At 46.0% G+C, this 20,286-nt stretch carries 19 protein-coding genes; 8 read left to right on the top strand and 11 right to left on the bottom strand.

What is annotated here, in order from left to right; genetic code table 11:
• Positions 1-18 precede the first annotated feature (18 nt).
• A complete protein-coding gene (locus tag GC130_RS03585; protein WP_151996892.1) occupies positions 19-1,023 on the top strand; it encodes an ABC transporter ATP-binding protein in 1,005 nt (334 codons plus the stop codon).
• A 4-nt stretch (positions 1,024-1,027) separates the two neighbouring features.
• Here GC130_RS03585 and GC130_RS03580 read toward each other — a convergent pair whose 3' ends face one another.
• Complete coding sequence (locus GC130_RS03580; RefSeq protein ID WP_151996891.1) at positions 1,028-1,834, bottom strand: hypothetical protein; 807 nt, start codon at positions 1,832-1,834, stop codon at positions 1,028-1,030.
• Positions 1,835-2,426: 592 nt separating this feature from the next.
• Here GC130_RS03580 and GC130_RS03575 point away from each other — a divergent pair.
• Positions 2,427-3,026: a sigma-70 family RNA polymerase sigma factor gene (locus GC130_RS03575; RefSeq protein ID WP_151996890.1), complete on the top strand. Its 600-nt coding sequence runs from the start codon at positions 2,427-2,429 to the stop codon at positions 3,024-3,026.
• Between the two features lie 139 nt (positions 3,027-3,165).
• On the top strand, positions 3,166-3,939 hold the full coding sequence (locus GC130_RS03570) for an acyl-CoA desaturase (protein ID WP_151996889.1): 774 nt from the start codon (positions 3,166-3,168) through the stop codon (positions 3,937-3,939).
• 89 nt (positions 3,940-4,028) lie between these two features.
• On the opposite strand, the gene GC130_RS03565 is transcribed toward GC130_RS03570, so the two are convergent.
• Positions 4,029-5,336 (bottom strand): DEAD/DEAH box helicase, encoded by a 1,308-nt coding sequence (locus GC130_RS03565; protein ID WP_151996888.1) that lies wholly within the window; start codon positions 5,334-5,336, stop codon positions 4,029-4,031.
• Positions 5,337-5,550: 214 nt separating this feature from the next.
• Here GC130_RS03565 and GC130_RS03560 point away from each other — a divergent pair, with 214 nt between their 5' ends.
• Entirely contained in the window at positions 5,551-6,027 is a 477-nt protein-coding gene (locus GC130_RS03560) for a DUF6495 family protein (protein ID WP_151996887.1), read from the top strand.
• On the opposite strand, the gene GC130_RS03555 is transcribed toward GC130_RS03560, so the two are convergent.
• Together GC130_RS03555 and GC130_RS03550 are read right to left on the bottom strand one after the other, a co-directional pair.
• Positions 6,018-7,634 carry an ABC-F family ATP-binding cassette domain-containing protein gene (locus GC130_RS03555; RefSeq protein WP_151996886.1) on the bottom strand — a complete coding sequence of 539 codons (1,617 nt, stop codon included), beginning with the start codon at positions 7,632-7,634 and terminating at the stop codon, positions 6,018-6,020. The genes GC130_RS03560 and GC130_RS03555 overlap by 10 nt on opposite strands.
• Positions 7,635-7,716: 82 nt before the next feature.
• Complete coding sequence (locus tag GC130_RS03550; RefSeq protein ID WP_151996885.1) at positions 7,717-8,286, bottom strand: DUF4136 domain-containing protein; 570 nt, start codon at positions 8,284-8,286, stop codon at positions 7,717-7,719.
• A gap of 171 nt (positions 8,287-8,457) precedes the next feature.
• On the opposite strand from GC130_RS03550, the gene GC130_RS03545 reads away from it, so the two are divergent.
• Positions 8,458-8,820 (top strand): glutaredoxin family protein, encoded by a 363-nt coding sequence (locus GC130_RS03545; RefSeq protein ID WP_151996884.1) that lies wholly within the window; start codon positions 8,458-8,460, stop codon positions 8,818-8,820.
• Positions 8,821-8,832: 12 nt separating this feature from the next.
• Here GC130_RS03545 and GC130_RS03540 read toward each other — a convergent pair whose 3' ends face one another.
• The 4 genes from GC130_RS03540 to GC130_RS03525 form a co-directional block, all read right to left on the bottom strand.
• A complete protein-coding gene (locus GC130_RS03540) occupies positions 8,833-9,378 on the bottom strand; it encodes a hypothetical protein (protein ID WP_151996883.1) in 546 nt (181 codons plus the stop codon).
• A 170-nt stretch (positions 9,379-9,548) separates the two neighbouring features.
• Positions 9,549-10,085, bottom strand: coding sequence for a hypothetical protein (locus GC130_RS03535; protein WP_151996882.1), 537 nt, complete (start codon positions 10,083-10,085; stop codon positions 9,549-9,551).
• 160 nt (positions 10,086-10,245) lie between these two features.
• Positions 10,246-10,797 carry a hypothetical protein gene (locus tag GC130_RS03530; RefSeq protein WP_151996881.1) on the bottom strand — a complete coding sequence of 184 codons (552 nt, stop codon included), beginning with the start codon at positions 10,795-10,797 and terminating at the stop codon, positions 10,246-10,248.
• Positions 10,798-10,927: 130 nt separating this feature from the next.
• On the bottom strand, positions 10,928-11,161 hold the full coding sequence (locus tag GC130_RS03525) for a DUF3820 family protein (RefSeq protein ID WP_370455731.1): 234 nt from the start codon (positions 11,159-11,161) through the stop codon (positions 10,928-10,930).
• Between the two features lie 27 nt (positions 11,162-11,188).
• Here GC130_RS03525 and GC130_RS03520 point away from each other — a divergent pair, with 27 nt between their 5' ends.
• Positions 11,189-11,872, top strand: a complete 684-nt coding sequence (locus GC130_RS03520; protein WP_151996880.1) for an MCP four helix bundle domain-containing protein — start codon at positions 11,189-11,191, stop codon at positions 11,870-11,872.
• Positions 11,873-11,874: 2 nt separating this feature from the next.
• Here the strand turns inward: GC130_RS03520 and GC130_RS03515 are convergent, their stop codons facing one another.
• Both GC130_RS03515 and GC130_RS03510 read right to left on the bottom strand, forming a co-directional pair.
• On the bottom strand, positions 11,875-14,478 hold the full coding sequence (locus GC130_RS03515; protein ID WP_151996879.1) for a M1 family aminopeptidase: 2,604 nt from the start codon (positions 14,476-14,478) through the stop codon (positions 11,875-11,877).
• Between the two features lie 113 nt (positions 14,479-14,591).
• Positions 14,592-15,953, bottom strand: coding sequence for a PhoPQ-activated pathogenicity-related family protein (locus tag GC130_RS03510; protein WP_151996878.1), 1,362 nt, complete (start codon positions 15,951-15,953; stop codon positions 14,592-14,594).
• A 182-nt stretch (positions 15,954-16,135) separates the two neighbouring features.
• Between GC130_RS03510 and GC130_RS03505 the strand changes: the two genes are divergently transcribed.
• Together GC130_RS03505 and GC130_RS03500 are read left to right on the top strand one after the other, a co-directional pair.
• Positions 16,136-17,512, top strand: coding sequence for a metallophosphoesterase family protein (locus tag GC130_RS03505; protein ID WP_226940372.1), 1,377 nt, complete (start codon positions 16,136-16,138; stop codon positions 17,510-17,512).
• Positions 17,513-17,543: 31 nt separating this feature from the next.
• A complete protein-coding gene (locus GC130_RS03500; protein ID WP_151996877.1) occupies positions 17,544-19,700 on the top strand; it encodes a hypothetical protein in 2,157 nt (718 codons plus the stop codon).
• Between the two features lie 67 nt (positions 19,701-19,767).
• Here the strand turns inward: GC130_RS03500 and GC130_RS03495 are convergent, their stop codons facing one another.
• The gene (locus GC130_RS03495; protein ID WP_151996876.1) at positions 19,768-20,229 is read right to left on the bottom strand and encodes a hemerythrin domain-containing protein; all 462 of its coding nucleotides are present in this window, start codon (positions 20,227-20,229) and stop codon (positions 19,768-19,770) included.
• Positions 20,230-20,286 lie beyond the last annotated feature (57 nt).

Genomic DNA, 20,286 nt, shown 5'->3' with positions numbered 1-20,286 from the left:
AATGAAATACCTTTGGGCATGCCTGAAGGTTTGGAAGTTACTACATGCAGTGTAAAGTACCCCGGGGTTGAGACAAAAGCACTCTCGAAGCTTAGTTTCAATGTGCCCCGGGGTTCTTTTTTGGTCATCTCTGGCGCCAGTGGATCCGGTAAAACAACATTGCTGCGTTCGATAGCAGGCTTGGTCGATTTAAGCGATGGAAAAATCACCTGGGGTGGCGGTCTTATCCAGGGGCCCATCGACCGCTTAGTTCCTGGCTACAACCATATAAAACTGATTACTCAGGAATTGGAGCTTCAGGAGAAGATGACGGTGCGGGAAAACCTAAGGCATGCACTGAGGGCCTTCAGTGACCCGTACAAATCGCAAAGGGTAGATGAACTCATCAAAATTTGTCGACTAAAAGACCTGGAGGAGCGACGGCCCGATCAACTGTCTGGAGGACAAAGGCAAAGAGTAGTATGGGCGGTTAATCTCGCCGATGAACCCGAGTTGCTGCTACTGGATGAACCGTTCAGCCACCTTGACGTGATGCTTAAGAGCGAGATGACGGCTGTTTTAAAGGAGATCCATAGAGAGCTCGACATTACTGTTGTCATGGTCACTCACGACCCGGCAGAGGCGCTTTCCATGGCGGACAAGATACTTCTTTTACGGCTTGGCAAAATGGACATGTTGTCCAGCCCAAAAAAGATGTACAACCAGCCAGCCACCGCCTATGGTGCTTCTTTTTTTGGCGAGGTAAACATCTTCACCAGGAAAAATCTGGAATCAATGGGAGTGAAGGCCAGCGAGGTAAATGGCAAGTGGATGCTACGACCCGAAGATCTGGCTTTGGCAGGAGATGGGAAAGGTGTGGAGGCTACGGTAACTGAGGTTCAGTTCCGGGGCTTTTATTACCTGATTCATTTGAGAACACATCAACACGTAGAGATGAAAACCATTCTCAACAAAGCTTTGAAGTTAGGCACTACATGGCGCCTGAAATGGCCAGCTTCCAGGCTCCATCATCTGAGTAAGTAGTTATTTAATTGGGTTTAGTATCGATCTCAGCTGTTTCCGGCTTTTGAAATAAGGTAGCACCTGGAGCGCTTTCCTGAAAGGATACATCTTTTATCAAGGTAGAGCCTCTTTTGCCTCCCAGGGAGTCGTTTTCCCATTTGTAGGAAGTCCATTTTGAAGGAACTTTTAGGCCATTGACAGTTTGCCATTCTTCGTAAACCATAGCATTGAATTTACTGGCATTGGCAGGATCAAAATAGATGACTGAGTAATTGATCATACTTAGCAGTTTGTCTGATTTTCTGAACCAAAGTATGTACTGATCATCAGGAGACTCGCCCACATTACTTCCAAAAGTAATGCTGATCCTGCTGTAAGCCACTCCGTCAAATGTGATGTCTGGTAAAGCGTGGTGATTCACCCCAGGGTCGGCAACGACAAAAGGAAGGGAAAAGAAATAGAATACAAGATTGTGGTAAAAAGTGGCTGAGGAGCCTGGATAGGCTGCCAGGTTTGGGCTTACCCAAACATCCTTCCCATCAAAACCCATTGTGAAGGTGCTGTCGGTGGTGATCAGCACTTTTCTACTATTCAGGTCAATCAGATGCTTTTCCGGGATGCTTTTGGAGGCTACGGTATAGCTCAGCGTGCCGTATTTTGCCCATTTTTCAAGGCCTCCATGGGCCTTAAGGCCTTCCTGAAGTGCGGAAGGTATTTGCTGAAAGCGGGTTGAAAATGACTGTTCGCTCGAAGATGGGCTGTTTTTTGAGTCACAGGATACTACGAGAAGTGATGCCCAAATAACGAGGACCAGGGTAGTTGCTTTATTCATGGCTAAGAACTTGACGCAAAGCTAAGTCGAAACCTGGATTGAGAAAGTAAACCGGCCGACAATTGTGGATATACTGTTGATATGGAGGTGAACAACACTGGTCAGGGTGTTGATAATGTCGTGTATAAGTTGTTGAAAAGTAGGGGCTTGCAAAATTGTTATTGCAAAGGTTTATACGGAAATTCATTTCATCAAGTGAGAGATAGTTTGCTCGGCCAGCAGGGCCCAGGGAAGAAAAAGAAAAGTCGAGAGATCGGCGTACTTTGAATCTTGTCAAGAGTAGTGCCACCTAGGTGACGTTGCGATTGAGGCGGATGAACAATAGCTTGACGTTGTTCACTGGTTAAGGCTAGTGAAGAATGAAGCGGGCAGCGGATGACTAATCCCTGCCCGTTTTGCTTTTTAGACTGCATCAGTTAGCAATCTCCAGACCGCACATTATCATTTTCTCAGGCTTGTGGCAATTCAACCTTGAGAATTGCCATTCGAAATTGCACTTTATTGGTGTTTCGATTGTTTAAGGGTTAAATAATCGAAAACAAATAGTGCTAACTAAAGGTATTGACTTTACCTTTGTATATAATTTCAGAAATTGAATCAGGCTCAAACGATAACGCTCTATCAACCCTTGCTTCACAGGCTTGCCATGAAGATGGTAGGCTCATGGCAAGACGCCGAAGACATTGTGCAGGACACCTTTTTGAAGTGGTTAACACTAGATCACGAAAAAATCAAGAACACAAAAGCTTATTTGATCAAGTCGGTGACCAATAGTTGCATCAATCATCTCAATTCGATCAAACGAAAGAAGAACGAATACCTTGATGCCATTAACCCAATGGAGTTTGTGGAGAAGCTGGATCTTTCTCATATCGATATAGAGCACGAAATTTCCACCGCCTTGGCAATGTTGCATAAAAAGTTGGAGCCTGTGGAGAGGGCAGTCTACCTGCTGCGGGAGGTGTTCAATATTGAGTACGACGAGCTTCAGCAGATTGTCAATAAAAAGAAAGAGAACTGTCGCCAGTTGTTTTCCAGAGCTAAGGAGAAACTTGCAATAGATACCAGCAAGATAAATTTCGATATGGTAAGCTCAGCTCAGCTTATTGAAAGTTTCAAGAAGGCCTGCTCATTTGGGGAGCCCAAAGAGCTCATTGAGGGTTTGAGACTTGAGATCAGCCAAAAGGCTTAGTTGGCCGGGAAAAAGGCTATGTTGCCACTACGAAAAAAAATATTTTATTAATTCTGTCACAAATTAAATTTGACTTTGTCTTAAGGGAATAGATCACAAACAGGTCAAATCTAAACCGTAAAAAAATACTACTAACAAGATGGAAGTTATCATACCCTTTTTTATTGCCCAGTGGTACTTGTCATTGTTCTTTCAAACGTTCTTCCTACATCGTTATGCAGCTCATGGTGCGTTTACGATGAGTAAGTTCACTGAGAAAGTATTCTTTGTACTTACCTGGATATTTCAGGGGTCAAATTACCTGAGCCCTTATGGCTATGGCGTAATGCACAGGATGCACCACGCTTTTGCTGACACAGAAAATGATCCCCACTCTCCAAAGTATGATGAGACCATTTTCAAGATGATGTGGAAAACAAAGACCATTTACTCAGACATTGCCAGTGGAAGAGTGGTGCCGGAGAAGAGGTTCACCGAAGGAGTTGCAAAATGGGATGCCTTTGATAAATTCGCTCGTTCATGGTACTCAAGAGTATTTTGGGGTGCGTTGTATGTAGGAGTGTACTATTTGTACGCTGATGCATGGTGGCTGTGGCTGTTTCTGCCATTGCAGTTTATTCTTTCGCCAATTCATGGAGCGATTATCAACTGGTTTGCGCACAAATATGGATACAGAAATTTCGAGGTTGGCGATACTTCCCGAAACTTCTTGCCCGTAGACTTCCTGATGATGGGCGAAAGCTATCACAATAACCACCACAAATATGGCAATCGTGCAAATTTTGGTGGAATTCGTTGGCATGAAATAGATCCAACTTATTATATTATCAAGCTGCTGGATAAAATGGGTGTTATAGAGATCAAGCCCCACAAGGCGGTATCATTAGCTGACGCCAAAAAGGTAGCTGCTTAAGTCATATTCATTATATCTGCAAAAAGAAAGGCCTGCTGCGAAGCGGGCCTTTCTGCTTTTAGCTATTGTGCTTGCCGTTAGGTACTTTCCTAAAGCACCGAGACTCTGACTTTTATCTTCTTTATTTTTTCTCCACTCACTTTCATGGCTGTTTTCACAGCTTTCTCTCTGTTCACAGCAGCATAAGCAGCCTTGTCCGTCACGTCTATCAAGCCAATGTCTCCCTTTTCCAAAAGACCTTTTTTGAAGAGAAGGCCTACAATATCTACTTTATTGATCTTATCCTTTTTACCGGCGGAAAACTCAAGGGTTGACCACGCAGGAGCAGGGGGGGTGAGCAACGTTTCAGGCAGGGTTACCAGTTGAGGCTTTTTGGTCAGGTACTTTGGTGGTTTCTCCGATTGAAGCAGTAAAAGGTAAGAGCTGCCAGAAGCATTCATTCTGGCCGTTCTGCCATTTCGGTGGATAAAGGCCTCCTGCGTTTGCGGAAGCTGGTAGTGTATCACATTTTCAATTTCTGCAATGTCAAGCCCTCTGGCTGCCAGGTCGGTGGCGAGCAAAACGTTGACGCTACCGTTGCGAAATTGGGCTAATACTTTTTCACGAGCATCCTGTTCAAGCTTTCCATGGTAAGTCCTGTGTTCCACACCTTTGACGGACAACAGCTCTCCAATTCTGTCAACAGCCTCCCTGTGGTTGCAAAAGATCAGACTTTTCTTGCTGCCCAGGAGGCAAAGGAGTTTAAAGAGAGCGTCAAGCTTGTCGTTGCCCTCTGCCACTACCATTTTTTGATCTAATTTGCTTTCCTTGTTCTCATACCTGGTGGTGAAGTCCAGGGTATATGGCGCAGACATTTTAAGAAAAGAAGGGATTTTAACAGCCTGTGTGGCAGAGGTAAGAAACCTGGTTTTAAGGTTTGTCAGGTGCTCAAGGATACTTGACATCTCGCCACCGAAACCCATTTCGAGCGACTTGTCAAACTCATCCAGGATAAGGTGCTTAATACTCTTTGTGTCGAAAGCCTCTTTTGTGATCAGGTCGAGTAGCCGACCCGGTGTGCCGATAGCGATGGCTGGAGGGTTGCTGAGGTTGTTCAGCTCTGTTCTCAGCGAATGACCACCGTAGAAACTATTGACACGGAAGCCGGTACTCATGCCTCTCGCCACTTGCTCTATTTGAATTGCCAGCTCTCTGGAGGGTGCAATGATGAGGGCTTGCATCCCTTGCTGATCCTTTACCAGACGTGGAAGAAGGGAAAGCAGGAAAGCCAGGGTTTTGCCAGAGCCTGTGGGGGAAAGTAAGATGAGCTCTTTTTCTTTTCCAGCGGCTTTTATTGTAGCCTCCTGCATTTCGTTGAGCTTAGAAATGCCCAGATTGCTTAAGTATTGATCGATCATTTTGAGAATCTTGAGCACAAAGGTAGTTGATATAATACTTAGTTAGGGATATTCCTGCGCACATTAACAAGCAAGCTGACAAGTCAATCTCAATGTTAGCAGGTCAGAAAAGAGCGTAATTGTCATGGCGTTGCTGCAGGGAAATTGAACCAACTAATTTCTAGTGCTATTTTTTGGCGCCACGAAACGGTTTTGAGCCTTATCTTTGCCACCTATGGCAAAATACCGTACCCTAACAAGGGAAGAACTGACAGCACTTGAAAAGGAGTTTATTGACTATTTGATCGTCAACGGAATCACCGCAGACGACTGGGAGAAGTTGAAGAAGGAAACTCCCGCCAAGGCAGGCAAAATAGTGGATTTGTTCAGCGACGTGGTTTTCGAAGACGTATTGAGAAAAACTGAGTTTTTGGAAATCAGGACAAGGTCTCATGTAATGACCTATCAGTGCCTTCAGGACAAAATTGTGCTTTGCGGGATGTATGGAGGGGAAGCGGCCGATTTTACCGATCCGGCTTTTTTGCAAAAGGCCTTAGCCAGTCCTCCGTCGGATATTGAGCTATTCACCTCCGAAAAGCGTTACAACAATGCACGAGAAGAGGAGCTTTTTCTAATGCTAAGCAGCGGTCACCTCGTCTCCGATGGAAAGCTTTTTAAAACACTGGCCCTGGTTATCGCCGATCAGGCATAGAGTTCTTCTCTCTGCGCTGTAATCTTTTCGTTTTCCACGTACTCATCGTAAGTCATCAGTTTATCAAGGCAACCATTTGGCGTTAGCTCAATGATCCGGTTGGCAATTGTTTGGGTAAACTGATGGTCATGAGACGTGAAAAGCACTGTGCCCGGAAAATCTGCCAGTGCGTTGTTGAATGCTTGAATGGATTCCAGATCGAGGTGATTGGTGGGTTCGTCCAGGATCAGCACATTGCCCTGAGCCAGCATCATTTTGCTGATCATACAACGCACCTTTTCGCCACCGGAAAGAACGCTTGCTTTCTTGAAGACTTCTTCACCAGAGAAAAGCATCTTTCCGAGGAAGCCTCTGATAAACACTTCGTCTTTTTCTCCTTCTGAAAACTGACGCAGCCAATCAATCAGGTTGTCGCTTGTATTAAAGAACTTGTCGTTTTCGTTGGGTAGGTAGGCGGTAGTAATGGTTTGGCCAAATTTAAATTCACCTTTGCTTGGCTTCAGTTCACCCATAAGCACTTTAAAGAAGGCGGAAATGGCCATGCTGTCTTTGCTCAAAACAGCTATTTTATCTCCCTTGTTAACAAAAAGATCCAGCCCGGAAAAAAGGTTTGTGCCGTCGGTGCTGTACCCCAGATTTTTTACTTCCAAAATTTGATCGCCAGCCTGGCGGCTTTGATTGAATATAATGGCTGGGTATCGCCTGGTGGAGGGCTGAATGTCGTCGATATTGATTTTTTCGAGCAGTTTCCTTCGGCTGGTGGCCTGCTTCGACTTAGAAGCATTGGCACTAAAACGGGCGATGAAATCCTGCAACTCTTTCTTTTTCTCTTCAGCCTTCTTATTGGCTGAGCCTCGCTGCTGAAGGGCTAGCTGGCTCGACTCGTACCAGAAGCTATAGTTACCAGTGTATAACTTTACCTGGCTGAAGTCAATGTCAACCACATGTGTACATACGGTGTCCAAAAAGTGTCTGTCGTGAGAAACCACGATGACTGTGTTCTTGAATTCCAGCAAGAAGTCTTCCAGCCACGACACCGTACGGATGTCTAGGTCGTTGGTAGGTTCGTCAAGAATAAGTACATCAGGATTACCGAAAAGGGCTTGTGCAAGCAACACTCTTACTTTGAGGTTGCCGGGCAATTCCTTCATCAGCTTGTAGTGGTCGGCTTCTACGATGCCAAGGCCACTGAGCATGGCTGCAGCGTCCGATTCGGCGTTCCAGCCATCCATTTCTGCAAACTCAGCCTCCAGCTCGGAAGCTTTGATGCCATCTTCTTCAGAAAAATCAGGCTTTGCGTAAATGGCGTCTTTTTCCTTTATGATAGTCCATAGCTTTTTGTGCCCCATCATTACCGTTTCAATAACAGGCACCTCGTCAAACTCGAAGTGATTCTGATTCAATACGGCCATTCTTTTGCCAGGCTCCATACTTACCTGGCCAGCGTTCGCAGCCATCTCGCCTGATAGAATTTTAAGGAAAGTGGATTTACCGGCGCCATTGGCTCCGATCACACCATAACAGTTACCCTGAACGAACTTGATGTTGACCTCATCAAATAATACACGCTTTCCGAACTGGAGAGAGACGTTAGAAACAGAAATCATAAATGGAATTTTTGCAATTGAAGCCGCAAAGGTAGGGAAAGAATGGTATTTAACTAAACACTTGCACCAGGATACTTTATTATCACCCTTTCTTCTTTTTTCCTTCAACCTCAACTTTTTTATTGCTACCGGCCAGGTAGGGGTAGTCACTGAAGATTCGTTCGACAGCATCGGGGATGATGCTGTCTTTCTTTTTGGAATTACGTGTGTAGCGAAGGTCGAGGCTACCCTGCCACACGGTTTTGCCTGTGGTGGCGTCCTTCATTTCCACAATAACAATGCTTTCGGTGTAGTTGGTCTGTGACACATTGTAATAGTTTCCATAGTACCACGGGTTATAGTAGTAGGGGCTTCTATTTACATTGGTATCCCGTTGTCGGCTCGAAACGATATCGTAGCTTACCTCCAGGTCAGGAGAGTAGGTGAGGTCATAACCTCTCTTTTTCATCTCGGAATTAATGGCGTCTTCGAAGCTGGCGATGAATTGCTTGCCTTCAGGTGTCAGATCCTTGTTATCGGCCATTGGCCGCTTTAAAGTGTACTCCTCAAATTTTCCAAAGTTTGTTCTGGGGTTCTCGAAAGACACCACCTTTACCGAGCAGCCGAAGTAAATGGCAGATAGTAAAAGAAACAGACTGATCTTTTGCATCATTTTGATTGTATCGTCAGCGTTAATATACAAGGACTTTACCGGGCATTGCAAATGAATAATGAAATGATGACACGTGTTGACCAAAACGAGTTGTAACCCGTCGTGTAAAGCTGTGCTTACTGATGTATAAAAGCAGTATGGATAAACATAAAAAATCCGTAAGATTGGGTTATGAAAAAGAACATAGCAGCTATTTCCATTCTCTCGGTATTTGTCTTATTGCTTTCCTGCGGCCCGGCTACGAAGGATACTTCTGAAAACAAGGCAGCTGAAAGCGCTACTCAAAAGCAAATGATTGTTTATGGAGTTAATACTTGTGATCACTGTATTAATTTCAGAAAGAAGATGGACTCTCTCAATATAAAGTACACCTTTTACGATGTGGATGCGGATCAGGATAAGGCAGATGAGATGCTGAGAAAGCTTGAAGCAGCTAGGTTCATGGGGAATATCTCATTGCCGGTAGTCGACATTGAAGGCAGGGTACTAGTTAGCCCCGAGCTGCCACAGGTACTGGCGTTCGTGAAGCGATAGAGGAAGGACTACTCAATCAATGTGCAAGTGGTGGATGTGATCATTAATATGGTCCATCAGTTTCGTAATATTTTTTACATACTTGTCGAGAGTAGCCTCCAGCAAAATTACCTGACTGTCGTACGAGTTCATGCCGATGTCGTTTCTTAGCTCATCTGAATTCTTCTCAAGAGACCTTTGATCGGAGCATTCCTCCGAGAGTGTTTTTGAAAAGTTGGCAGCTTTGTACTTGGTTTCAAATGCCTCAATTTGATGAATTACTTTCTTGATTTCATGGTTGTTGCTGAACCTGGCCTTTACAGTTAGTCTTTCATATAAAAGGCTGTCGTAATGGTGGATGCCATTGAGGGTCTCTGCTACATTCCTTCTAAAGGAGTGATCTGCGCAATACTTCTTAAGCCCGTCGTACGTCCTGAGGTCGTAAGAGATCAAAGCCCACTGGTTGGTAAGGTCGTTGAATTTACTGACCAGAAGGGCGCTTTCATTTTGGTCAACAGTGGCGTATGTACTTCCAGCCAAAACGAGGCAAGAAATGGCAAGAGCGAGACGTCTGAGCATAGTATATGTTTAGTTGTGCAATGGCAATGCCTTTGTAAACAAACTAGTACAGAACATGTGGTAGTGTTGCAGGAATACAACAAATGTAGGGAACGGAATTGGTGACCAAATATTGGCGAGCTGACAATTTTGGAAAATTACGTATTTCCCACATCGGATTCCTGCCCTACTTAATCTGCGTCGAGGTGATGGAAGTGATCTTCTATGTTTTCCATGATTTTGTTGATCCGGTCAACGTGCTTTTTTAAGAAGACTTCTGTAACTACAATCTGGTTGTCGAAGGAGTGAGCGCCAAAATAGTTTTTTACCTTTTTGTACTCTCTTTCGAGCTGTCTTTGGTTGTGGCACTCACTGTACAACGTCTTCGACAGCGAGAGGGCATTTAGTTTGTGTTCCAAATGGCCGATTTGTCTCAAAGTCTTTTTCAGCTCCTTGCTCGGTTCCTCCTTTATCATCGAAGATACACGAATATAAAGGGCGCTATCGTAGGCGTGAATCTCCTTTAACACACTTTTCACTTCATCTTGAAAAGTGGGATCGCCGCAGTATTTTGACAATCCTCTGTAAGTTACAAGCTTATCCGAGACGAAATACCACTTGTGGGTTAGCTCTTTAAAGTCTTTGAAAACCCCGTTTTCACTGTTGTTTGCCTGCAACGGTAGTAGCGGAACTGTCGCAGCAATTAGTACAAGCAAATATTTTTTCATCTATATCTAGTTTTAAAACAGCCATGGATACACCAGGTGAATTAACTAGAACAGGCTTCGGTTGGAAGGATGCAGGAATATACAAATATACGACAGGCAGGGCGTCAGGTTGACCGAAAAAGGGCCGGATTTCAGAAATTACGTATTTGCCACATGGCGGCTATTCAAGATGCAAATGGTGGATATGCTCCTCAATATGATCCATTAACTTGGTGATGTGTTGGATATACTTATTAAGATCCGCTTCCAGAACAAGCACTTGCCCATCGTAGGAGTTCATGCCGATGTCATTCCTGGTTTCTTTGTAGTCTTTCTCTATTTCTCTCCGCCCGACACATTCATCGTGAAGTTTTTTCAAAAAGCTGGGTCCTTTGAACTCAGTTTCAAACTCTTCTATTTGTTTGAGCGTTTTTTTGAGCTCAGAACTCTTGTCGTACCGTGCTTTCTTTGCAAGCGTTTGGTAGAGCAGTGTATCATAATGGTGAATTTCTTCAAGCGTCTTGATTACATTGTCCTGATAGGGCTTATCAGTGCAATACTTGTCCAGGCCTTCGTATTTGCCAAGCTCAACGGCTAATAAATCCCACTTTAAAACCAATTCATCAAACTTCCTGACGATGCTCACACTGTCCGTAGATTGTGCCGACAGTCCGGTAATACAGGCAGATGCGAGAATTGATATCAGGGTTAATTGAACAATTCTTAATTTCATACACAAAAATAATTTACACACCTAACGCAATTATTAAGCCAATTGGCATTGTAAATATAAGAAATCTTGGTTGTTTTTGTATTTACATAAGTGCAACGGCTCCGTTCGGGGGGTTAACGGCCTCTGTAACCTATGGGTTTCTGTGGATTTTTTTTAGTTGATTGAGCAGGTCGGTCAGCCCATTGAGCCGAATTTCATGCATGGTAGAAAGCATCATGCCCAGCCTCCCCTGCGGAAAGCCGGCACTCTTGAACCACTCAAGGTAGTTTTCGGGTAGGTCACATATTAAAACATTCTTGTATTTGCCGAACGGCATTTTTGTCTTAACTATGTCAGTCAGGATGCTGGGATCAGGTGAATTCACGTTAATAGCATTTAAAAAAACTATGTGATGAGGTGGGCTTTCAAAATAGGCAATCAAATTCGAGTTTCTGTCATTTTAGCAATAATAGTTGCCTTGCTTGTGATAAGCAACCTCGTAATGCAAAGAGACATAGACAGCATGGACAGGTCATTCACCTCCATTTATAATGACAGGCTTATGCCAGCGACTGAGTTTTTTTATATCACGGAAACTCTTTATCAAAAGCGGTTGCTCCTTGAAAAGAATGTGTTGGCCCCGAGTATTGAGAAAACGGATTTAACCGACAAGCTCGATACCTATGATAGCAAAATTGACTCACTGTTGACTGAAATTGAAAAAACCTATTTTGTACTGGATGAGGCGAGTCTTTTGAGTGAGTTTAAGGAAAGAAGGGAGGCTTATGACCAACTCGAGAACAAGGTGATAGACCTGGCGTACGCAAATGATTCAAGGCAGGCACTGGCAATGCTGGAAAACGAAGGAGGGGATCGCTTCAATGCTATGCTAAGTGACCTGCACCAATTAACAGAAATTCAATCGAACAATGGCAGGGAGTTGCTCAATGATTCTCACCATATTAAAGCGAGTGTTCATATGCTCACATTTTTAGAGGTAGGCGTGGCTATTGTGCTCAGTTTGCTTGTTCACGTGATTCTATTAACAACAATAACAGTGCAAAGAAAGAGTAATCAGCCCTTTCATCTTAATTAAGATCAGAGATTTGATTGACTCTTCAGCAGCCTACTGGCCCTGTTCAGGTCGTCGGTTGCTTGCAATATCTTTCCTTTCAGTTTCAGCGGATAATTAGGGTGGGCCAAAAGAAAGTCGTTGACGATTGATGCTGCTTCCTCGCTTTGGTGGGCCCCGAAAGAAGCGCTTAGCCAGGCAGTCGGGAAAAATATATCGCCAGTAGCCTGTATGTCAGAAAGCAGCTCAAGGCTTTCTTTCAAGTAGCCGATAGAGACATGCTGCCTTTCCGGATGATGCAGATAAGATACTGCACTGCTCACCCACGATTCCTTTTCCCTGTTTTCGGCTAGTTTCAAACTCTCAAAAAAAGTGTTGCGGGTTGCGGTGTCGCTTGATAGCGCAGGAAGAAGAAATTCCCAGCGTTTTTTCCGATCACCATTATTAATTCTTGCAAGCTGTTGCTGTTGAATTTCAACAGATTTTGGGTGACTCAGCAGGCTTAGCGTGGCTGCCAGGCCAGTGTAGTCGTCCTCAGATAGTCTAACCTCCTTTGGTGGCGTTTCCGACTTCCAAATGCCATACAGCTTTTCCATTGCTTTTTCTGAGGTGGCAATCTCCTGGAATGTTCCGAATAGCATCTTCTTAATGCTGGCAGATGGAGCTTGTTCCATTGCTGCCCAAACATCGCCTTCCAATGATTGGCTGATCAGCTTCCTGTTTGATGGGGTAATAAACTGCCAATAGGTCGCACTTAGCTGACTGGTAAGTTGTCGAACCGAAAGCTCCTCTGTTTCCTGAGAGAGCAGAGCAGTATTCAGTGCTAGCAGCTCGGTGGGCGTAATGCCGTTGCCATTGAGCATGTTTTCGTAATTGTTGATATAGGCTGATGCTCTCGCAACCGGATCGTTCCATGTGCCTATGTAAGGAAGCATGGCCGAGTCGATTGGGAACACACCGTACCCTTCGCCAGAGGTGTTGAAAACGATATAATTTGGCTTAGGCCTGCCTGTTGCCTGGCTGACGTCCGCAACCGCTCGGTAGCTAAGCGCAGGCACCTGAATGAGGCTGTCGCCGTAGCTCAGGCTAACTTTGAAGTATTGCGACCAAACTTTATCACTGTAGAATGTGGTATTCGTTTTTTCTTCCTTTTGAGAGATAGTTAAGGCCGCTATCAAGACTTCATTGGTCTTCAGATCATAACTAAAAACGGGCCTGAATGGCTCTTCTACCCACACTTTATTCCATGCCAGCAGGTCTTCATCGGTTAGTTGATCCAGTATATTGATCAGGTCAGTCCAGGTTGCATTTGAAAAGGCAAACTCAGACAAGTATTGCTGCAGACCTTGTTGGAACTCCTGTTTTCCCATCAGCATTTCCAGCTGTTTCATCACAATGGGGGCTTTATGATAGATGATGGCTCCGTACATGCTGCCAGCGTCCTTCAGGTTATCAAGCTGCTGGCGCACAGGGTTAGCACCAGGAGTACGGTCGACGGCATATGCGGCGGGGTAGTGAGCCAGCAGAAATTTGAGGTCGCTACCGGTATCCGGGAAGGTTACCTCGGACACCTTGTCGGCCATGAAGTTGGCAAACACCTCTTTCATCCACACATCGTTGAACCAGTCCATGGTGACCAGGTCGCCAAACCACATGTGAGCCGTTTCGTGCGCAATGAGATTGGCTCTGCCAATTTTACGGCTCTGAGTAGCGGTTTTATCCAGGAAAAGAGACGAAGCACGGTACTGAATGGCTCCCACATGCTCCATTCCACCATACTGAAAGTCGGGAATGGCAACAAAGTCGAACTTTTTGAATGGGTAGGGTATGACCGTATACGCTTCGAGAAAATCGAGAGCTTTGTCGTGCAGGTAAAATATTGTGTCAATGCTTTCGGAAATCTTTTCCTCGTCGGTTTCACGGTGAAAGAGGTTCATCGTGCGGCCATCTATCATGCGAGTTACCTTCTGAAATTCGCCTGCCGCAAAAGCAAACAAATAGGTGCTAATGGTATCCGAAGGCATGAAGTTAAATGTCTTTCGCTCTCCGGAAATCACCGAATCGGCCAGGGGGCCGTTGGAAAGTGCCTGCCATTGGCCAGGCATGGTGAGACTCAGTTGATAAGAAGCCTTCAGGTTGGGTTGATCGAAGCAGGGAAAGACTGTGCGGGCTCTGTCAGGCACTAACAGTGTATAAAGATATTCGTCGTTGCGATTAAGGGAGAGGTTGCCTGCAACGAACGTGATTTTGATGCTATTGGAGCCTGGCCTCAATGCGCTTTTCGGAACGATGATATGCTCCTCCCGGTGGTACACAGGAATAGTGGTGCTGTTAACAACTACTTCTAAAACATGATCGGAATCCTCTTTGAAGTCTATCTGGAGGTCAGCGTCGTTCTTACTTAAGTTGAAAGTGATAACTTCCGAGGCCGGGATGTCTTCTGATTTGTCGTCCGGGATGTCGAATGATAGCTGGTAGCCAAGTGCGCTGATGACTGTTTTCCGATAGTTGGCCAGTTCGAGCGATACGCCGGTTTCGACAACTGGCGGCGTGTCAGTGGTGCTGGCACATCCGTACCAAAGTAAGGAGGAAACGAACAGCACTGCCGGGGCGAGACTTCGCTTGGTCATGGTTGAGTCTTTTAAGTAAGTAATATTACTAAAAGCCCGCAGAGAGGGGAGAACCTTTGGTGTAAATACCAGGTTGCTCTTGCGAAGAGTATGAGTCTTGGATTCTGCAGGCGTCAGTCGACAAACACTTTTTGAGGGTTTGCGACAAACATCCGGGTGCTCTCGGTGAATTCATTTCCCGTTGTGTCTAAATACTTCAGGTCAACGTAAAATGCTTTGAAACCGGAAGCAGGGTAGGCTTCTTTCACCACTACTGCCTTTGCCTTTGATGCATTCAGGCTTTTCCCCACCCATACTTCATTCCTGAAGTCCCGGTCATCGGATGTTGCCAGCCAAAGCGTGGCATCGACCAGTTTTTTTGGTGAAGGAGTGACTGTCAGCACAATTTCTTTTCCCTTAATGTCGATGGCCCAATCACATGCCGGATAAGCTTTCTCATGGGCAGTGAAGCTGAAAAATGCGTTTAACGCTTTAAAAGTCTGTGGGTGATCGTCAATGTCGTGGCCGGCATTGGGCACATAGTGGATGAAATTTTGCCCAGGAATGCTGTCGATATAGTGCTTGATAGCATCCACTGGCCAATAGGGGTCGTTGGTGCCAATGAAGATCATCTTGGGCTTGTTAAGCTTTGCCCGGTAGGAGTATGGATCAACCATCGCATTGATTTTTTGCCCTGACTCGGTAGCCGAAGCCTGTGGAATACCCAGGCTCACGTAGTCATTTATTTCGGGACTGTACTCATTCCACGCCTCCAGATGGTATTGCAGGCTTACCGGCATGTTAAGCACGTCAATCACCATAGGAGCGATGGCAATTACCCGGTCGTCGTTGGCTCCGGTGAGCCAGGTTGTCCAGCCACGTTTGGATAGCCCCGATAGCACAAATTCGTTCACTGGGTGCTGCAGTTGTTCGTTCGAAAACTCCTGTACCGCCTGCATTCCTTTTACCACACTCTTTACCATGGGAAACAACAGGGGCCAGGTATAATCACGTGTCTCGGTGAAGTTGTGCAGGGTGTAGGAGATAAGCACATCCTCTGTCTTGTCGCCGTAGAGCGGCTGATTAGGTACCTGGCGGATAAGAGACACGATGGCGCTATTGGTGGCCGCAATATTGGCCATGGCTTTGCTAAGTTCGTCCTGGTTGCTCCTCAGATTGGGCTGGCTGTCTTTGTTCGAACCACCGGAGATAAAGAGGAGACTTCCAGTTTGGGTCATCTTTGCGGGAGCAAACACTGTTAGCTGGTGCTTCCAGGTGTATTCCCTCCATTTTTGAGAGGTTAAAATGAGCTGATATCCCCTTACTCCTTCAGTTTCGAAGGTATCGGTCACCATCCATTCGTAAGTTTGGTCGCCGTTGTTCAAATAACTCTCCAGTGCATTGTCGGCAGTTAGGTTGCTTTGGGCAACGACCGTAGCGGATAAGCCAACAGCGAATAGCAGAAGAAGGAGAGGGAATGGACGTTTCGGTGTCATTTTTTTATGGGGTGTTGGTTAAAACAATGTCAAAACTTAGCCATTTATTCCGGAATTTCTTGCGACAATTTCTACTGCTTCTCTTCCTGTTAACAAATCTTCATATTCGCAGGAAGAAAAAATAATTACTTTAGGCCAGGTAAAAGGCAAAGAGATTATCTTCAACTAACAACATCATTGCAATGATCTTAAGTAAATTGATTCGGTTCGGCCCACTCGGTATTATGATGCTAGTCGCTGTGGTTGTGCTTTTTAGCTGCCAGCAAAACAGCGCTGAAGACCACCACGCCCACGAGCATAGTCATCAACACAGCCCAGCCGACAGCCTCCCGAATGCGAAGCTGCTTTTTCCAGGCAACGAACCTGACCGGGTCATTCTTAATCTGTCTGAAGATCCTATTCATTCGGTAGCTGTTAATTGGCGCACCTCCCCCAAAATCACCCAAGGTACTGTGGAGGTAGCTGTTGCTTCTGATGGCCCTGAGTTCAAAGACAGTGTTAGAACCATCGCAGCTGCTACGGAACCTCTGACAGTCGCACGGGAAGAAGAACCCGAAATATCAGCTAATTACCACTCAGCAGTTATTAATGAGTTGCTGCCGGGAGGTAAATATGTGTACCGGGTGGGTTCCGAGCCTTATTGGTCAGAATGGTACCAAATCGAGATGCCGCAAGAAAATGGCCCGGTGTCTTTTGTCTATTTCGGTGATGCCCAAAACGACGTGAAGTCGATGTGGTCGAGGGTGATAAGGGAGGCTTACCACACCCTGCCAGACGTCGACTTTATGTTGCACGCAGGCGACCTGATCAACAGGCACGACAGGGATGTGGAATGGGGCGAATGGTTTTATGCAGGAAGCTTTATTCACGCCATGGTGCCTGCGGTGATGACACCAGGCAACCACGAGTACAAAGACGTGGTGCTTTCGCCGCAATGGCGCCCCCAGTTTAACCTGCCAAAAAATGGCCCCGCTGGCCTTGAAGAAACCTGTTATGTAATTGATTTTCCGCAGATGAAGCTGGTGTCTCTCGATGCTGAACAGATCGACGAATCGGAACACTTCAGAGCCTTGCAGGCGCAGTGGCTGGATTCTGTACTCACCAATAACCCCAAAAAGTGGACGGTGATCACCTTTCATTATCCGGTGTTTTCCACCAAACCCAATCGGGACAATCTGACGCTTAGAGAAATCTTTAAGCCGTTGTTCGACAAACACCGGGTAGACCTCGTGCTACAGGGGCATGATCATGCTTACGGAAGAGGAATGGTGAGCAATGTGTCGACAGGGGCAGGCGTGAGGGAGGATCGCTCTGGCACAATGTACGTGGTGTCGGTGAGCGGGCCCAAGATGTATGACATAAGCGATGATAAATGGATGGAGCGAAAGGCTGCCAATACGCAGCTGTTTCAGGTGATAAAAGTGGGAGGAGATACAGCGTCGTACAATGCGTTTACAGCGAAGGGGGAGTTGTATGATGCCTTTGATTTAGTGAAGAAAGCCGGTAAGCCAAATGTACTGATCAACAAGATTCCCAATACTCCGGAAAGGACTGAGTAACTAGCGCTAACACCCTGTTAATACTATTGTTATGAAGCATAGATGCTTTTTTTACTTGCTGGTGGCGACTTTCAGCACCTGGCCGGCAGCAGCACAAATGGCAGACGAGCCCTATGTCCAGTTGGTTGGGCATCATTATGAGGTGCCTGGTGGTTTTGGTGATGCCCGACTCAAAAAGGTAGTGGTCGACTACAACAGCATAGTGCATGTTCTCACCGATAAGGGGCTCTTTCGTGACTTCCCTGATTACCAGTTGGCGCCTGACCACACCTACCAGTCGCTGGCCGATAAGGTACCGGTTGATATCACCACGCAAGAGAGCACTGGCATCATTTTCTATCTGTACAAAGACAAGTTTCTCACCAATGGATACGCAGGTACGCTGGATACAAAGCTGGAGCCAGGGCTGTACAACCGCATCAGTGTCAGCAAAGACCTGAAGGTGCTGCTGACGGGCGAGGAGAAGGCAGCTCTTTTTGACAAAAATAAGAAGGTAGCAGATTTGGCATTGCCGAAAGAGGCAGTGATTGACATCTATATTGCTCAGGGACAATTCTTTGCGCTTACTGCCAAAGCTATTTACAAACTCGAAGGCAAGGCTTGGAAGACCATGCATGAGGGGCTTGATATGACGTCTTTGGTATTTAGTGAAAGCAAAATCACTGTCGGGACAAAAAATGGCTACTACGCAATCGACGGTCAGGGAAAAAGGGCGACAGACACCGAATCAAGCCTGCCGGTGCCTGACATAAGGAAGATGTTGCTGACCGGAAACAACGAGCTCTGGTTTTCAACTGCCGACGGAGTTTTTAGAAAAGAGAGTGACAGGTATCGATATTTTGCTTCTAAACGATGGCTGGATGTTAACGAAGTGATCGACATGGCAGCGGATGCCAATGGCAATATCTATCTGCTCACGCCCACGGGGCTCAATATGATTGAACAAATGCCCTTTACGCTCGCTGAAAAGACAGAACTCTTTCAGAACCGCATTCGCAGGTACCACATGCGGTACGGCTTCGTCTGTGCGCCACAGTTGCCTGTAGCTTACGATTTAACCTCTGAGGAAATCATTGACCACGACAACGATGGTCTGTGGACGTCCTTTTACCTGGGCAGTCAGGTGTTTCGTTATGCTGTTACTGGCGAAGAGGTGGCCAAGCGATATGTTTGGGAATCGTTTGAAGCTTTCGAACGGCTTTTGACTGTCAACCAGTTGAAAGGCTTCCCTTCCAGGACCTTTGAGCGGGAGGGCTATAAAGTGAATGACCCCGACAGATGGCGAAAGTCGCCGGAAGAGGGTTGGGAGTGGAAGGGCACCACCAGCTCCGATGAATACATCGCCTATCTGTTTGTAGCGTCACTGATGGATCAGTTCATTGCGAAGGCACCGGAGGAAAAGAAAAGGGTGGCCGATTTCATCGACGCCATTATGACGCATATTCTTGATAACGACTACTACTTCGTAGACCTGGATGGTAAACCCACTACCTGGGGCAAGTGGAACCCCGAGTATGTGAATATGTACCCCTCAGAAGTGTATGATAGAAAGCTCAACAGTATGCACCTTGTGGCTGGTCTGCAGTTGGCCTATGCACTCACCAAAAAGGAGAGCTACAAAACGGAGATGTTCAAAGTGATGAACGAGCTTGGCTATTTCAAAAACATGTTGCCCAGTATGTACGATATGAAAGAGCACATTGTGATGTACGAAGGCCACACCATGGGAGACGGCTGGAACCATTCCGATGATGAGATGGCGTTCCTCACTTACTGGCCTCTTTATCATTATGCGCTTAACGATACCCTGAAGCAGCATTATGCAGACATAATCACCGACCACTGGAAGATAGAATTGCCAGAGAGGAATGCACTTTGGAATCTGTTAGCTTACGGCACCGCTGGTGATATCAATCTGGAAGATGTACGCTGGCACTTGCAGGAGTTTGGCCTCGATCAGATGTCGTATGCAGTAAAGAATTCTCATCGCAAAGACCTGGAACTGCTCGAACCCAACTTTCGTGGTCAAACAACAAAGGTGCTGCTAACCCCCGGCGAGCGCCGGACGCACCGGCACAACGCCAATCCCTTTGAGTTGGATGGTGGGAGTGAGGGCAACTCGGTATTAGCCGGGGACGAATATTTGTTGCCGTATTGGATGGCGAGGTACCTGGGCGTGCTGAAGTGACCTTGTGGATAATTCCAGGCGGGGCTGGGGCATGTTCCGTTGGCAAGTAATGAGGTTTTTATCCTCTTTACTTCCAGAATTCATCATCCTTCAGGTCAACAAAACTATGTTCTTCATGAAGGGAGCTGATTAGTGCCAGTTGCTCCGACGATGCCTTTTGCTGGATTTCGTTGAAAAGAACCCTTTCTTCAAACCGGATATGTTTTTCCAGCTCTTCTTCGATCAAACTCAGGGATCTTTCTGCCTCGTCGTCATTGAACAACCTGGTAAGCCTTCGATGCTCCATTAATGCCTTTTTTACCAGCTCGTTTTCACTGCCAAGTATCGGAAAGATATAACTCTCTTCGGCAACGAAATGCGGTAGAATGTGATTTTCAAAGAACCAGTCTGCATATTTTTTAATGCGCTCAGGTGCTATTTCCTTAGCGAAGCCTTTTCTAATCTTCCAACACAACAGCAAGGTATGATGATGATCACGGCTCAGGGGCTGAAGCTGCTTGGCTCTTTTTATGGGCGTGCGCTCTTTCATGGATGACAGTTTTGAGTTATGGCGTGTTTCACCGTTTCGGGTGTAAGATAGTCAGCT

This window comes from Imperialibacter sp. EC-SDR9, from assembly GCF_902498805.1.
GTDB lineage: Bacteria > Bacteroidota > Bacteroidia > Cytophagales > Cyclobacteriaceae > Imperialibacter.
This window is presented reverse-complemented; position numbering and strand designations above follow the sequence as displayed.